The organism is Parvibaculum sp. MBR-TMA-1.3b-4.2 (assembly GCF_053628815.1).
Genome location: NZ_JBRJHC010000001.1, coordinates 3,664,630 through 3,677,702, shown reverse-complemented (window position 1 = coordinate 3,677,702; position 13,073 = coordinate 3,664,630). Strand labels below are relative to the sequence as shown.

Genomic DNA, 13,073 nt, shown 5'->3' with positions numbered 1-13,073 from the left:
CATGCCCGTCATGCGGGTCGTTTCTCAAACAGTCCGTGCAGCGTCTTTTTCCGCCTCATGCGCCTTCATGGTCTCGGCGGCCTTTTTCTTCATCGCGCGCTCCGTCCAGATGCCATAGCGCCAGGGGGCCCAGAAAGGCTCCGGCTCCAGCGTCAGCGGCACCGGATCGAAACCATGGCTGCCGCCGGGCCTGCAGCGCAGGATGCGCGACAAGCCCAGCCAGAAGCCGCGCCAGGGCCCGAAGCGGTCGATCGCCTCCGCGGTATAGGCCGAACAGGTCGGCAAATGCCGGCAATTCGACCCCAGAAGCGGCGACACGATCAGGCTGTAGGCCCGGATCATGCCCCGCATCGCGAAGGAAACAGCTTTTCCAACCGGGCGGTCGGCTGTCATGCGCCACTCTTGCGTGCTTTGGCATCCAATCCCGATTCGCCCGCAAAAACCGGGCGGAACGGGACCTTGTTAGCCCTAATTTCCGGGGGGCACAACCGGCGCTCCGCACGGACGGAGTGAGGCCGGAAACCCTGTGAAATCTTGGGAAAACGACGAAAAATCAGGAAAATGAGGCCGCCCGGACGGAGATCAGGCGCGCAGGAGCGGCCGGGCCCGGGGTCAGTCCGCCGGGCCGGTGCTAGTGAGGGTATCGGGCTGCGAGCCAGTCCCACTCCTCAGGTCGGAAAATATGGCGCTTTCATCGAACACGCGATCATCCTCGTCTCAAACAAAGCGGCGGCGTCCCGCCTTGACCAGAAATCAGGACAACACATTCCGCTTAATTCTATGTAACACTTCCAAATGTCAAAGCAACTCCAGAAGGGGGGCTGGTGAAGAGCTTGACCGTTTCCGCACCGATCGAGAAATTCGTCGACTATTTCGGCGAGCTGGGACCGCGCTGGGGCCTGCCAGAAACGCCGTGCCGTCTCCATGCCCTGCTGTATGCGAGTCCCAGACCGGTGCCGCTTTCCGCAATTTCCGGCAGTCTGGACCTTTCCACGACCGAGGCCGGGGAAGCAGTCGAATTTCTCAAAAGCTTCGGTCTGGTTTTCGGAAGCCACGAGCGTGGCTGGGAAACCGCGAAAGATCCTTGGGAGATGCTTCTGGCCGGTCTCGCAAAGAGAAGCGAGCGGGACCTCCCGGAAGCCCTCGAGACGCTCGAAAGCTGCTGGCGCGAAGCGAGGGATGACGGCGCGGTGGACAGCACCACAGAAAGGCAGCTCCGCAAGCTTTACGAAATGGCCAAAGACATCGCCGCCCTCGATTTCCAGGCGCAGAGGCTGTCTCCGCATGCACTGAAACGGCTCGTGGGGGTCGGCAGGACAGCCGCGCGAATGTTCGGAAGGGGGCCGGCCGCCCGACGCCGGCAGCCCCCAGATTGAGAAGGAAAACGACACCCGTGGAAAACGATGCCTTCAAGGTCAATTCCCTGACCGATCTCGACCGGGCGAGCCCCTCGGGCGGAAAAGTCGTTTGGGACCCTGCCCGCTCCATCTGGAACGCCATGATGCTTGCCGCAGCCGTGATCCTAGGACCTATCTATTTCACTTGGGATGCGTTCCTACTCTTTCTGGCCTTTTCCGCTCTGACCCTTTGTACTGGCCACTCCGTCGGCTTCCATCGTCGCCTCATACACAGAAGCTTCGAATGCCCGAAATGGCTCGAACGCATACTGGTCTGGATGGGCACCGCCGTCGGGATGGGAGGTCCACTCTGGACCATCAAGCTGCACGACTTCCGCGACTGGGCGCAACGCCAGCCCGACTGCCACCCGTTTCTTCGTCATGAGAAAGGCCTCCTTGCTGACGGCCTTCTTTATCTGCACGGCAGACTGCAGCTGGAAAAGCCGCCCGGATTCAATCCTGGCCCCGGCATCGCAGATGACTGGTTCTATCGTTTCATCGACCGGACATGGATGCTTCAACAGATCCCGATCGCTTTGCTCTTCTACCTGATTGGTGGCATGCCGTGGCTCGTTTGGGGCGTTTTCGTACGCGTCGCCGCCTGTACCACCATGCACTGGTTCATCTCCTACTTCGCCCACACTCAGGGCCCGCAGGACTGGATTGTCGACGGTGCAGTGATACAGGCGCACAACGTGCCGCTCATGGCCATCCCGACCATGGGAGAAAGCTGGCACAACAATCACCACGCATTTCCTCGCTCCGCGCGGCACGGTCTCTATCCGGGCCAGATCGACCTTGGGTGGCATTTCATCCGGCTGCTCGAATATTTAGGCTTGGCGTGGGACATTAAACTTCCAGCGAACCTACCGCCCCGTCGAGGCATCAGCCCGGTCAGCAACAGAGCCCTGTCGATAGCGTCCAAACAGCAGGCAAATATTGGGAATACGCCATGACGACCCGGCGCACCGACGGAACTGAAACCGTTGCCACCGCCCTTGCGACATTCCGGCAATCCCAGCAACTGCCGGAGAACTACGCGGAGGCGCAGAGCTGGGCGGTCAGACTCGGCCCCCTGTCTCTCAGGTTGCCCAATTTCCATTGGCGCAGAAAAGCCATCGTCGCGCATGACATCCACCACCTCGTGACAAACTATCCCTGTTCGATCAAAGGTGAATGCCTCATCGCGAGCTGGGAATTTGGCGCGGAGCCGTTTCGTCATCCGGCCACGCTCGTTTTCTGCCTGCCGCTGGTGTTCCTGGGTTGCTTTATGGCTCCGCGCGAAACCTGGCAAGCGTTCCGGCGAGGGAAGAGCGCTACCAGCCTCCACAATCGTCCGCTCGATCCGGAAATCTGGAGCCTCTCCCTCGACGAGCTGAGGGACCGCCTTCACAAAACGCCCCCCTACCGGCCTGCCATTGCCTTTTCCGCGGTAGTCGCACTAGCAGCCGCAATCCTACTGGTTCCGATTTTAGCTATCGTTTTTCTGGCTGGATTTTTCGCATTCTGAAAAGGTCGAAAATACGGCCCCAGACCTTTTCAATCCGAAGAGTGAATAGCGCGGTCGCTTATTGTTACACTCGTTCTCAGCCCCTCCCAACTCGCAACCAAGACATGCCCTACTTGCAGGAACCGCAACTATTTGCAGACGTCTCCTTCGTCGGAAGCGAAGCAACTCCCCACGCAGAGTTGGCAAGCGGTTTTCAGGCGTCCTGCTATCTTGACGACAGCAGCAGCAATTCAGTCGCTATTTGCAGACTGATTTTCGAGGGAAAACCGATTCAAGTGGGCGAAACACGGCGGGTCGGATTGGTCTTTGCTCCAGCTGAGGCGGCAGAGCTTCTTAGAACGGCCAAACATCTACAGCTGCGTCTGGGAGCAATCACGATTGCTCAAGTGAAGGCCTAACTCCAGAAGAACCCCTCAAACCTTCTCCGCCGCGGCCATCGCCTTGTCCACGGCGTCTTCCACCGCGTCGAAGACCAGCAGCGTGGAGGCGTGGCGGGCCTTGTAGTCGCGGACGGGCTCGAGCACTTCGAGGTCCTTCCACTTGCCGCCATAAATCTCGCGCGGCGGCTCGCCGCCTTGCTTCAGCATGGCGCGCATGGCGGCGCCGACTTCATGCAGTTCCTGCGCGGTGGAGCCGATCACATGCCGCGCCATGATGGAGGATGAGGCCTGGCCCAGCGCGCAGGCCTTTACGTCGGCGCCATAGGCGACCACCTTGTCGCCCTCCATCTTCACATCCACCGTCACCTTGGAACCGCACAGCTTCGACACCTGCGTCGAGGACGCATCCGGCGCGTCGAGGCGCTCGCAGAACGGAATATCCGCCGCAAGCTCCAGAATGCGCTTGTTGTAGATGTCGTTCAGCATGCGTCTAAAACCTCAGCCGGCGACCCGCCAGCTCGTGCCCTGCGGTCCGTCCTCGATCTGGATCCCGTTTTCCGCCAGCTCGTCGCGAATGCGGTCGGCCTCGGCGAAATTCTTCTCCTTGCGCGCCGCATTGCGCGCGGCGATCAGCTTCTCGATTTCCTCAGCCTCTATATTGGGTCCGAGGCCCGCCCCTGCAAACCATTCTTCAGGGTCCATCTGCAGAAGCCCGATCACGGCGCCCGCGCCGATCAGCTCGCTTTTGAGCTGCGCCCGCGTACCGGGGTCCGTCTCGCTATTGGCCCGCGACGCCAGATCGAAAAGCACGGCCAGCGCCTTCGGCGTGTTGAGATCGTCGCACAGCGCTTCCATGAAGGCCGGCGGCACGCCGTCATTCGCGCCCCGCTCCGCCTTCACATCGGCAAGCCCGCGCAGCGCCCCGTAAAGCCGGTCCAGCATGCGGCGCGCCTGGGCAAGGCCCTCGGCGGTCCAGTCCAGTGGCTGACGGTAATGGCCGTTCAGCAGCGCAAGACGAATGGCCTCGCCCGGCGCTTCCTTGATGAGGTCGTGCACGAGAAGAACATTGCCGATCGATTTCGACATCTTCTCCTTCTCGATGTTCACGAAACCATTGTGGAGCCAGAAGCGCGCAAAGGTCTTGCCGCCATGCGCGCATGTGCTTTGCGCCAGCTCGTTCTCGTGATGGGGGAACTGAAGGTCGATACCGCCGCCATGAATGTCGATGGTTTCGCCCAGATGCTTCTCGATCATGGCCGAGCATTCGATATGCCAGCCAGGCCGCCCCCGGCCCCAGGGGCTGTCCCAGCCGGGCTGATCGTCCGTTGACGGCTTCCAGAGTACGAAGTCCGCCGGATCCTTCTTGTAGGGTGCGACCTCCACGCGGGCGCCCGCCACCATGTCGTCGCGGTCGCGGCCCGACAGCGCGCCATACTCGGCATCGCTCGGCACGTTGAAGAGCACATGGCCCTCCGCCTCATAGGCGTTCCCGCTTTCGATGAGGCGGGCGATCATCGAGATCATGCCGTCGATGGTCTCGGTCGCCAGCGGCTCGATATCGGGCGACAACACGCCGAGCGTCCCCATATCGTTCCGGTAGATATCGGCATATTTCTGCGTCACGGTGGAAATGGGCACGCCCTGCTCCGCCGCCGCCTTGATGATCTTGTCCTCGATATCGGTGATGTTGCGAGCATAGACGAGATGCGGGTAGAGGCGGCGCAGCAGCCGCGCCAGCACGTCGAACACCACGGCGGGCCGCGCATTGCCGATATGGGCGTAGTTGTAGACGGTGGGGCCGCAGACATACATCGTCACCCGCTGCGGATCGAGCGGCTCGAAGACCTCCTTCTTGCGGGTCAGCGAGTTGTGCAGGGTGAGCGTATAGCCGCTTTTGTCAGAATTCATGAAGTGCTCCACCGGGCGGGAGGCCTCATCTTGCTCCGCCCTTCTGTGCCGTTGTTAAAGGAAGGGTTTTCCCCCCGCAAGGCCGCGATACCGGCGATCCAAACGGCGGTTTCCTGCGTCTAAAGAAGCGGGCCGGCCCTCCGTCAGGCCGCCACTTTGCGCCCAGTAAGAAACCTGCAAAACTTGATAGCCAGTTTTCGCAAAGCTATATGCATCCTTTAGACGGTGTCACATCAACTACGGCATGGCATAAGACCCGTGCTTGATGGGCAAAATAGGTAGATACGGCAATGGATTAGCCGGAGCTGCCTATGACTTGAACCGGCAGGCGCCCGGCGCAAAAGCGGCGGGCATCGGTCGGGAAACCCCTAAAAGAGATTGGTCGAAATGGACATGAATCCGGTTGATGGGCTTCGGGCCCACAAAGAAGAAGAGCGTAACAAGGTGATCCAGAAGCCGAGCCGCGAAGAAGCCGAAGCCGCTGTACGAACCCTCATCGCATGGGCGGGCGACAACCCCGACCGCGAGGGCCTGCTGGACACGCCCGGTCGCGTGACCCGCGCCTATGAAGAGTTTTTCGCCGGCTATCAGGAAGACCCTTACAAGGAACTGGGCCGCACCTTCGAGGAGGTCGAGGGCTACCATGACATGGTGATGCTCCGGGATATCGACATCGAATCCCATTGCGAACACCACATGGTGCCGATCCTGGGCCGCGCCCATGTCGCCTATGTCCCGACGCGCAAAGTGGTGGGCATTTCCAAGCTCGCCCGCGTGATCGAGATTTTCGGCAAGCGCCTCCAGACGCAGGAAACCATGACGGCGCAGGTCGCCGATTGCATCAATCAGGCGCTGGAGCCGCAGGGCGTCGCCATCCTGATCGAGGCGAAGCATCAATGCATGACCACGCGCGGCGTGAAGAAGCCCGAAGTTGCGACCATCACCTCGCAATTCACCGGCGTCTTCCGCGAAGACCCCCGCATGGAAGCACGCTTCATGCAGATGATCCGCGGATACTGATCCGGGACGGTAAGTCCCCGCTTTGACATCAGGCCCCGCCCTTCATTGAATGGCGGGGCCTTTCATTTTCGGAGCACGAAATGAGCGATACCTATTTCAGTCCGCGAGGGGACAAGGCCGAGCTGGAAGAAGGCTCGGGCTTTTCGCCGAAATTCGACGCGGCCGGCCTCATCACCGTCGTCACCACCGACGCGGAAACGGGCGACATCCTCATGGTCGCCTATATGAACGAGGAAGCCCTGAGCAAAACCATCGAAACCGGCGAGGCCTGGTACTGGAGCCGCTCGCGCGGCGAGCTATGGCACAAGGGCGACACGAGCGGCCAGATCCAGACGGTCGTCGAAATGCTCACCGATTGCGACCAGGACACGCTCCAGCTCAAGGTGAATGTCGGCGGCGATGGTGGCTGCTGCCATGTCGGCTACCGCTCCTGTTTCTACCGCCGGGTGCCGCTGAAGGGCGCGGCGGGCAAGCCGCTGGCGCTCGAACCTACCGGCGCTGAGAAACTTTAAATCCGCGTAAGCTTCCAGATGGTGGCTATTTTTTGCCGCAATGCACACATAGGGAGGATTATGAGTATTGTCCCCGAGTGAGCGCCCCCCGATGAAACAGGTCCCCCTTCCCCCCAAACGCCGCCCTGTAGTCGGCATAGCACTGGGCGCCGGTGTCGCGCGCGGCTGGACGCATATCGGCGTCCTGCGCACGCTGCGCAAGGCCGGCATCGAGCCCGACATCATTTCCGGCACCTCCATCGGCGCGCTGGTCGGCGGCTGCGAGGCGGCGGGCAAGCTCGACGTGCTGGAGGAGTTCGCCCGCTCGCTCACAAGGCGGCGCATGCTGAGCCTGCTCGATTTCCGCTTCCGCTCATCCGGCCTCATCGGCGATGCAAAGCTGCGCGAAATCATGCACACCCATCTCGCCGACCTGAACATCGAGGATATGGAACGCCGCTTCGTGGGCGTGGCAACCGAGCTCACCACCGGCCACGAGCTATGGCTGCATGAAGGCGGGCTTATCGATTCGATCCGCGCCTCCTACGCGCTCCCCGGCGTCTTTTCGCCCGTCTCGGTGGACGGCCGCTGGCTCATCGACGGCGCGCTGGTGAACCCCGTGCCCGTCTCGGTCGCCCGCGCGCTCGGCGCTCATGTGGTGATCGCGGTGAACCTCAATAACGATCCCTTCGACCCTTCCGGCCGCGCGCGCCATGTGGGCCGCCAGCCCGAGCCCTATTACCGCTCGCCGGAGGAAGCGCGGTCCGACGACCAGCTCCTGGAGGAACTGGAAGAGGAGCTGGAGGAAGAAGAACGCGCCAAGGGCCTGCGCCGCAACGGCGACGGCGAACCCGACAGCATGTCGGAACGCATTTACGACATGCTGTTCGGCTGGAGCCGCAAGAACAATGAAGAGATGGAGCTGATGAAAAAGGTGGTCGGCCGCGAAAGCCCGCGCGAGCCCGGCATCGCCTCCGTCATGCTCGCCTCGCTCAATATCGTGACGGACCGCGTGGGCCGCATGCGCATGGCAAGCGATCCGCCCGACATCATGATCGCGCCGCGCGTGGCGCATCTGAGCCTGCTGGATTTCGACCATGCGGACGAGCTGATCGCGCGCGGCGAGCAAGCCGCCGAAGAGGCTCTTCCCCTGATCCGCGAATCGATCGAAATGGCCCGGTAGGAAAACCTAGCCGTTGGCGATGTAAAGCTGCAGCGCTTCCTTCTCCATCACCGTCTCGGCAATGCGATGCTTCACCACATCGCCGATGGAGATGATGCCGACCAGCCGTTCATCCTCGATAACCGGCAGATGGCGGAAACGGCCCATCGTCATGGCGTCCATCAGCTGCTCTGCCGTATCCGACAGGCTGCAGGTGATGACCCGTGAGGTCATCACATCGCGGGCCGGGCGCTCCAGCGCCTCCTTGCCTTCCCGCGCAACCGCCTTGACGATATCGCGCTCGGAAAGAATGCCGAGCACACGCTCTCCCTCTGTCACCAGCACGGCGCCGATGCGGCGCTCGGTGAGTTCGCGTGCAACCTCGGCGACGGGCTTGTCCGGCCCGACCGTCGACACTTCGGAGCCTTTTTCCTTCAGGATTGAGGCAACATTCATGGCAACTCCTCCGTCCTCGCGGGCTTGAGACCTTTGATCCCGGCCCGTGTTACTGCCCCGTAGCGGGCTGTATCCGGCATTCCTCCCAAAACACCGGATACCGCAGACAGCATCCCTCCAAATCATGATGCGGCATCGCGCCGCACCAGGCAAGATGTATATTACAGAATGGTAAGATTCCCGTTCTACCCAACCTTTCGAAAGGTTGTTTTGACACTGCCGGGGGGCGGCCCGAATAATCCCCTCAACATCATCCCGTTCGGTTCGGGCAACCCTCAGAGGCCCAATTCCAGATGTGGCAGCGCTCTTACCTGCAAAGGCTCAAACGCGATATCGATCTCTGGATCGAACGCGGATGGGTGACGCCCGCCAACGCCGAAGCAATCCTGGAGGACGCTTCCCGTACGCCTGACACGCGGCGCACCCCTGCCATCCTCGCCATCCTCGGCGCCGTGCTGATCGGTTTTGCCGCCATGAGCTTCGTGGCCGCGAACTGGGCGGAGCTTTCCAAGCTGACCAGGCTCGCCTTGATCGGAGCGGGACTTGTCGCCGCCTATGGCATCGCCTGGCAGACGGACCGGCGCGGGCACCCCGCCTTCGCCCAGGCCGCCCTTCTGACGGGGCTGTGCCTCTTCGGCGCGGCCATCATGCTGATCGCCCAGATCTATCATATCCAGACGGACGATCCCGGCGGCGTCCTCGCCTGGTGCGTTGCCGCGCTGGCCGCCGCCGCCATCCTGCCCTCGCGCCCCGCGCTGGCGCTGGGCATGCTGCTTGCCATCGTCTGGTCGGGCTTCGCACTCTCGCTCCATCAGGAGGTTCCCCATATCGGCTTCTTCCTGCCGTGGATTTTCGCGCTGGCACTGATCCTCCGCTTTTCCTGGGTCACCGGTTTCCACCTCTGGATCGTTACCGGCTATGCATGGCTCGCTTTCAACGCCTATGCCATCGGCAACTGGATGGGCGTCGGCCCGGGAGCCATTGCCGCGCTCGTGGTGGCGGATGCCATCGGCCTCTGGCTCGCCGCGCTCGCCCTCCAGGCCCGCCTTCCCCGCTTCGCCGATGTCGCGGAAGATTACGGCATCGTCGTCGCCTTCACCGTTTTCTGGATCCTGCATGTGATCCCCGCCAATGACGCCGGTCCGATAAACACTCTCTGGATCGGTGCCGCGATTGTCATGGCGCTTGCCGTTTTGGCCATCGGCATTTCCGCGCTGACCCAGCGCCGGCTGGAAGCACGCCACGCCTTCGCCATCGGCGGCATGTCGATTGCCGCGCTCGCTTATCCGCTGCTGATGCACGCGATGGGCCCGGCCATCGAATGGCTCTATTCGGCGATCTTTCTCGCCCTTTCCGTCTGGCTCGTCTCCTACGGAACGGCCCGGCACAGCCGCTTCCTCATCAATGGCGGCTTCGCGGCTTTCGCAGCCGAAGTCCTCTACCTCTATTTCGCCACGCTGGGCACCATGCTCGACACAGCCGCCTTCTTCCTCATCGGGGGCCTGCTGCTGATCGCGGGCAGCCTCTTCTTCGAAAGGCTGCGCCGCCGCATGGTGAAAGCGGTCGGCAACGAGGAAGGAGCCGCGCCATGACGGGCAGCAGACGCTTCGCCATCGGGCTCGGTGTGCTGCTCGCAGGCCAGCTCGCCTTTCTGGGCTGGATGATTGCCGACCGCGTCAGCCTGCTCAGCTCCGGCAATGTGGTGACGCTGGAAACCGAGCCGGTAGACCCGCGCGACATCTTTCGCGGCGACTATGTGGTGCTGCGCTACGCCATCTCCAACATTGCCCTCACCACCTACAAAGGTACGAGCGATCTGGCCAAAGGCGACACGGTCTATGTGGAACTGAGTAAAAACACGGCCGGGAAATGGCGCCCCGTCGCCCTCGACACCAGGATGATGGAGCCCGCCGAGGGCAACCACATCATACGTGGACGGATCACCCGCATCGACAAGCGCAGCCCGCGACTGACGCCCGAGCGCAGGAAACCGCGTGAGGTCCCCTGCCCGCTCTGCGGCACGGCGCAAATCAAATATGGCATCGAAAGCTATTTCGTGCCGGAGGGATCGGGTCGCGACATCGAAAAGGCCCGCAACCGCGCGGAACTCACTGTCGATGTCGCCCTGGCCGATAACGGCGAAGCCGCCATTAAATCCCTCAGCATGGACGGCAAGACGATCTACAACGAACCGCTGTTCTGACCAGGCACGGCGCAAGACAACCGATCGTCCATACACCGATGCGGACGGCAGCTCTATCGGAACACATCCGACCCTTTGTAGCTCCCATGCTTCGGCCGCCAGTTCAGTTCGTCGCGCAGCCTGTTTGAAGACATCTGCTGATCCAGTGTTGGGCCCTCTGCCCAATCGCCATATCTGCCGACGACCTCATCGACGGAAACGATCTCGACCTCGCTTCCCCGACCGAAATGACGGGCAATATCGGCAGCGATCTCGCCGGTCCTGACGCCGGTTTCCGCCGACGCATTGAAATGCCCTTCCGCCTCGGGCGCTTCGACGAGAAGCCTGTAGGCGCGAGCGAGATCGTCCCGATGGACCAGTGGCCATCTTGTATCGAAAGCCCCCCAGACCTCGACCGGACGCCCGTTTTTGGCAGCTTCGATATAGTCTTCGAACACACCACCATCGGCGTCATAGACCATTCCCGGATGGATGATCGCAGCGGAAATTCGTTCGCTTTCGACAAGCCTGCGGGCATTCCCCACCATCCAGGCAAAAGACCGAATGGGGTTGAAGCGACTGTTCTCATCTGCAACTTCGTCGCCGGTCTTGCCGTAGAGCCAGCAGCCTCCGGTATAGACCACCCTGAGCCGCTCTCGCCGGCCGTCGAGCGTAGCTTCGATTGCCGACAACACCCCTTCATCGACATCGCCCATGTCGTCGGAAAATGTTGCGGCGGCCTGCACGACGGCATCGCACTCACCGATAACGGTGCACCACATCTCGGGATTGCGCAGATCGCCTCTGAGGGGCGCCGCGCCAAGCGCCTTCAGCTTCTCATCGGACGCAGAGGAACGGCTGAGCGCCGTCACCCGATGGCCATGCGCGATCAGCTCACGCGTGACGGCCGAGCCGATGAAACCCGTCGCCCCGAGAACAAGAACATTTGTCACTTCGCTTTCTCCTCCGGCGCCAAGCGTAAGACAAGCTGTCAAACGCCCTGCAATGTAGATATGCAGCCTCGCCGGAGAAAAAAGCACCTTTGACGGAATGCGAGCCGATCATGACGGCGCGCCCTCAGCATGAACGCCGGAACGATCTGCACCGAACCGACGGTCCGACCTGTTGTGCCGACCGCCTTATCCGTCCAGCCAGTTCCCGTGGAACCCGAAGGGCACGCGCGTCGGCAGCTCGACGCGCGCGAGCGGGCCGGAAGACATGTTCTCTGCGTCCAGCACTACGAAATCGCTGAGATTGCGTTCCCCGTCATAAACGAGCGAGGTGATGAAGCCTTCGCCCTCCGACGCATCGGCCGCGCGCGGCACGAAGACCGGTTCATGCACGAATTTGCCCGCGCCCGGTTCCCATTCCTGCCGCTTGCCGGTTTTGAGATCGATATGCACCAGCGTGTCGAACGACGCCCCCGGCTCGTCTCCCCGTTTCTGCGCGCCATAATAGCCGTGACGATAGTTAAGTCCGGCGAACCGCTCGTCGAGCCGCGGAAACTCGCCACCCAGATCGGTAAGCGCTTCTTCCGTATAGCTGTCCGAATTGCTGTCGAGATCGAATGTCCAGCGCACGAGCTGGCCCTGCTCGTCGCCGAGATCGGCGGGCGGGCGCTGTCCGTTCGCATCGGGAAAGAGCGGCACGCGGGAATATTTCATCATGTCGGCGATGACGCGCGTACGCCGGCCCTCATGCGAGGTGAAGGCGTTCATCGGATGATAGACATAGCAGGGATCGCCCTTGAACCAGCGAATGGTCTCGATGCCCGCATTGCGCGCCATGATGCCGATATGGCTGCCCGCATCCGGATCCCAGGCAATCACGGGCCCGCCATTCATGATGCGATCCACATCGATGGTCGCAGGGAAGATCGGGAAAATCACATGCTCGTCCGTGGTGATGAAATCATGCACCATCGCCGCATAGGGCGCCGTGAAGATGTCGCTGCGCGTCACCTGCCCCTCGCGGTTCACCACCACATAGGACATCTCCGGCGAGCCGGGACCGCCCGCCATATAGCCGAAGAACAGCATTTCGCCCGTTTCCGGATCGAATTTCGGATGCGCCGTCATCGGGCCCTCATAGGCTCCGGCGAAATTCCACGATCCATCCGTAGACAGAGTTTTGGCGTCCATGGAAACCGGCAGGCTCCCCTCGTCGAGCGCCAGCAGGCGCCCCGCATGATGGACGATATTCGTATTGGCGACGTTGTGGGAAAGCTCCTCTCCGCCCGGTGCGGGCGGTTCCCCGAATGCGAGCCCCACCAGCCTGCGTCCCTCTTCGCGCTGCCGGTTGTACTGCTCGGTTCTGACCCAGCGATTGCGATAGCTCGCCTTGCCTCCTTCCACATGGATGGCGTGGATCATGCCCTCGCCCAGAAACCAGTGATGCTTGCTCCCGAGCGGCGGGAACATCGGGTTCGGCCCATTGCGGTAGAGCGTGCCGTGAAGCGCCTCCGGCAGTTCGCCTTCCGCGATCACGAGGTCGGGCGCATCGCACTCCGCCATCACGGGCGCGTAATTGTGCTGGAGATAGGTGGTCTGGGGGAATGGTTTCGACAT

The 13,073-nt window shown here is 61.9% G+C and carries 15 protein-coding genes; 9 read left to right on the top strand and 6 right to left on the bottom strand.

Features of this window, described 5'->3' with window-relative positions; genetic code table 11:
* Positions 1-24: 24 nt before the first annotated feature.
* Entirely contained in the window at positions 25-393 is a 369-nt protein-coding gene (yidD, locus tag ACSSVQ_RS17620) for a membrane protein insertion efficiency factor YidD (protein ID WP_454184584.1), read from the bottom strand.
* A gap of 431 nt (positions 394-824) precedes the next feature.
* Here yidD and ACSSVQ_RS17615 point away from each other — a divergent pair, with 431 nt between their 5' ends.
* The 4 genes from ACSSVQ_RS17615 to ACSSVQ_RS17600 all read left to right on the top strand — a co-directional run bounded on the left by ACSSVQ_RS17615 (position 825) and on the right by ACSSVQ_RS17600 (position 3,305).
* Positions 825-1,376: a GbsR/MarR family transcriptional regulator gene (locus ACSSVQ_RS17615; protein ID WP_454184583.1), complete on the top strand. Its 552-nt coding sequence runs from the start codon at positions 825-827 to the stop codon at positions 1,374-1,376.
* 17 nt (positions 1,377-1,393) lie between these two features.
* Entirely contained in the window at positions 1,394-2,353 is a 960-nt protein-coding gene (locus ACSSVQ_RS17610; RefSeq protein WP_454184582.1) for an acyl-CoA desaturase, read from the top strand.
* Complete coding sequence (locus ACSSVQ_RS17605) at positions 2,350-2,907, top strand: hypothetical protein (RefSeq protein WP_454184581.1); 558 nt, start codon at positions 2,350-2,352, stop codon at positions 2,905-2,907. The genes ACSSVQ_RS17610 and ACSSVQ_RS17605 overlap by 4 nt, the downstream gene beginning before the upstream one ends.
* A gap of 104 nt (positions 2,908-3,011) precedes the next feature.
* Positions 3,012-3,305, top strand: coding sequence for a hypothetical protein (locus ACSSVQ_RS17600; protein WP_454184580.1), 294 nt, complete (start codon positions 3,012-3,014; stop codon positions 3,303-3,305).
* A gap of 15 nt (positions 3,306-3,320) precedes the next feature.
* Here ACSSVQ_RS17600 and ACSSVQ_RS17595 read toward each other — a convergent pair whose 3' ends face one another.
* Together ACSSVQ_RS17595 and cysS are read right to left on the bottom strand one after the other, a co-directional pair.
* Complete coding sequence (locus ACSSVQ_RS17595; RefSeq protein WP_454184579.1) at positions 3,321-3,773, bottom strand: iron-sulfur cluster assembly scaffold protein; 453 nt, start codon at positions 3,771-3,773, stop codon at positions 3,321-3,323.
* A gap of 12 nt (positions 3,774-3,785) precedes the next feature.
* Positions 3,786-5,195, bottom strand: coding sequence for a cysteine--tRNA ligase (cysS, locus tag ACSSVQ_RS17590; protein WP_454184578.1), 1,410 nt, complete (start codon positions 5,193-5,195; stop codon positions 3,786-3,788).
* A gap of 393 nt (positions 5,196-5,588) precedes the next feature.
* Here cysS and folE point away from each other — a divergent pair, with 393 nt between their 5' ends.
* From folE to ACSSVQ_RS17575, 3 genes are all read left to right on the top strand, one after another.
* The gene (folE, locus tag ACSSVQ_RS17585) at positions 5,589-6,215 is read left to right on the top strand and encodes a GTP cyclohydrolase I FolE (protein WP_167089973.1); all 627 of its coding nucleotides are present in this window, start codon (positions 5,589-5,591) and stop codon (positions 6,213-6,215) included.
* An 80-nt stretch (positions 6,216-6,295) separates the two neighbouring features.
* Complete coding sequence (hisI, locus tag ACSSVQ_RS17580) at positions 6,296-6,727, top strand: phosphoribosyl-AMP cyclohydrolase (protein ID WP_454184577.1); 432 nt, start codon at positions 6,296-6,298, stop codon at positions 6,725-6,727.
* Between the two features lie 91 nt (positions 6,728-6,818).
* Positions 6,819-7,889, top strand: coding sequence for a patatin-like phospholipase family protein (locus tag ACSSVQ_RS17575; RefSeq protein WP_454184576.1), 1,071 nt, complete (start codon positions 6,819-6,821; stop codon positions 7,887-7,889).
* A 6-nt stretch (positions 7,890-7,895) separates the two neighbouring features.
* Here the strand turns inward: ACSSVQ_RS17575 and ACSSVQ_RS17570 are convergent, their stop codons facing one another.
* Positions 7,896-8,324, bottom strand: a complete 429-nt coding sequence (locus ACSSVQ_RS17570) for a CBS domain-containing protein (protein ID WP_293325153.1) — start codon at positions 8,322-8,324, stop codon at positions 7,896-7,898.
* 293 nt (positions 8,325-8,617) lie between these two features.
* On the opposite strand from ACSSVQ_RS17570, the gene ACSSVQ_RS17565 reads away from it, so the two are divergent.
* Positions 8,618-9,916 (top strand): DUF2157 domain-containing protein, encoded by a 1,299-nt coding sequence (locus ACSSVQ_RS17565; RefSeq protein ID WP_454184575.1) that lies wholly within the window; start codon positions 8,618-8,620, stop codon positions 9,914-9,916.
* The gene (locus ACSSVQ_RS17560; RefSeq protein ID WP_454184574.1) at positions 9,913-10,527 is read left to right on the top strand and encodes a GDYXXLXY domain-containing protein; all 615 of its coding nucleotides are present in this window, start codon (positions 9,913-9,915) and stop codon (positions 10,525-10,527) included. The genes ACSSVQ_RS17565 and ACSSVQ_RS17560 overlap by 4 nt, the downstream gene beginning before the upstream one ends.
* 53 nt (positions 10,528-10,580) lie before the next feature.
* Here the strand turns inward: ACSSVQ_RS17560 and ACSSVQ_RS17555 are convergent, their stop codons facing one another.
* Both ACSSVQ_RS17555 and ACSSVQ_RS17550 read right to left on the bottom strand, forming a co-directional pair.
* Positions 10,581-11,459 (bottom strand): NAD-dependent epimerase/dehydratase family protein, encoded by an 879-nt coding sequence (locus ACSSVQ_RS17555; RefSeq protein ID WP_454184573.1) that lies wholly within the window; start codon positions 11,457-11,459, stop codon positions 10,581-10,583.
* 186 nt (positions 11,460-11,645) lie between these two features.
* Entirely contained in the window at positions 11,646-13,073 is a 1,428-nt protein-coding gene (locus tag ACSSVQ_RS17550; protein WP_454184572.1) for a carotenoid oxygenase family protein, read from the bottom strand.

Excerpts from the sequence above, each read along its gene's own strand:
- cysS (WP_454184578.1), bottom strand. The coding sequence starts at position 5,195 with ATGAATTCTGACAAAAGCGGCTATACGCTCACCCTGCACAACTCGCTG.
- ACSSVQ_RS17550 (WP_454184572.1), bottom strand. The coding sequence starts at position 13,073 with ATGTCGAAACCATTCCCCCAGACCACCTATCTCCAGCACAATTACGCG.
- ACSSVQ_RS17605 (WP_454184581.1), top strand. The coding sequence starts at position 2,350 with ATGACGACCCGGCGCACCGACGGAACTGAAACCGTTGCCACCGCCCTT.
- ACSSVQ_RS17560 (WP_454184574.1), top strand. The coding sequence starts at position 9,913 with ATGACGGGCAGCAGACGCTTCGCCATCGGGCTCGGTGTGCTGCTCGCA.
- ACSSVQ_RS17575 (WP_454184576.1), top strand. The coding sequence starts at position 6,819 with ATGAAACAGGTCCCCCTTCCCCCCAAACGCCGCCCTGTAGTCGGCATA.
- ACSSVQ_RS17600 (WP_454184580.1), top strand. The coding sequence starts at position 3,012 with ATGCCCTACTTGCAGGAACCGCAACTATTTGCAGACGTCTCCTTCGTC.
- ACSSVQ_RS17595 (WP_454184579.1), bottom strand. The coding sequence starts at position 3,773 with ATGCTGAACGACATCTACAACAAGCGCATTCTGGAGCTTGCGGCGGAT.
- yidD (WP_454184584.1), bottom strand. The coding sequence starts at position 393 with ATGACAGCCGACCGCCCGGTTGGAAAAGCTGTTTCCTTCGCGATGCGG.
- hisI (WP_454184577.1), top strand. The coding sequence starts at position 6,296 with ATGAGCGATACCTATTTCAGTCCGCGAGGGGACAAGGCCGAGCTGGAA.
- ACSSVQ_RS17570 (WP_293325153.1), bottom strand. The coding sequence starts at position 8,324 with ATGAATGTTGCCTCAATCCTGAAGGAAAAAGGCTCCGAAGTGTCGACG.
- ACSSVQ_RS17565 (WP_454184575.1), top strand. The coding sequence starts at position 8,618 with ATGTGGCAGCGCTCTTACCTGCAAAGGCTCAAACGCGATATCGATCTC.
- folE (WP_167089973.1), top strand. The coding sequence starts at position 5,589 with ATGAATCCGGTTGATGGGCTTCGGGCCCACAAAGAAGAAGAGCGTAAC.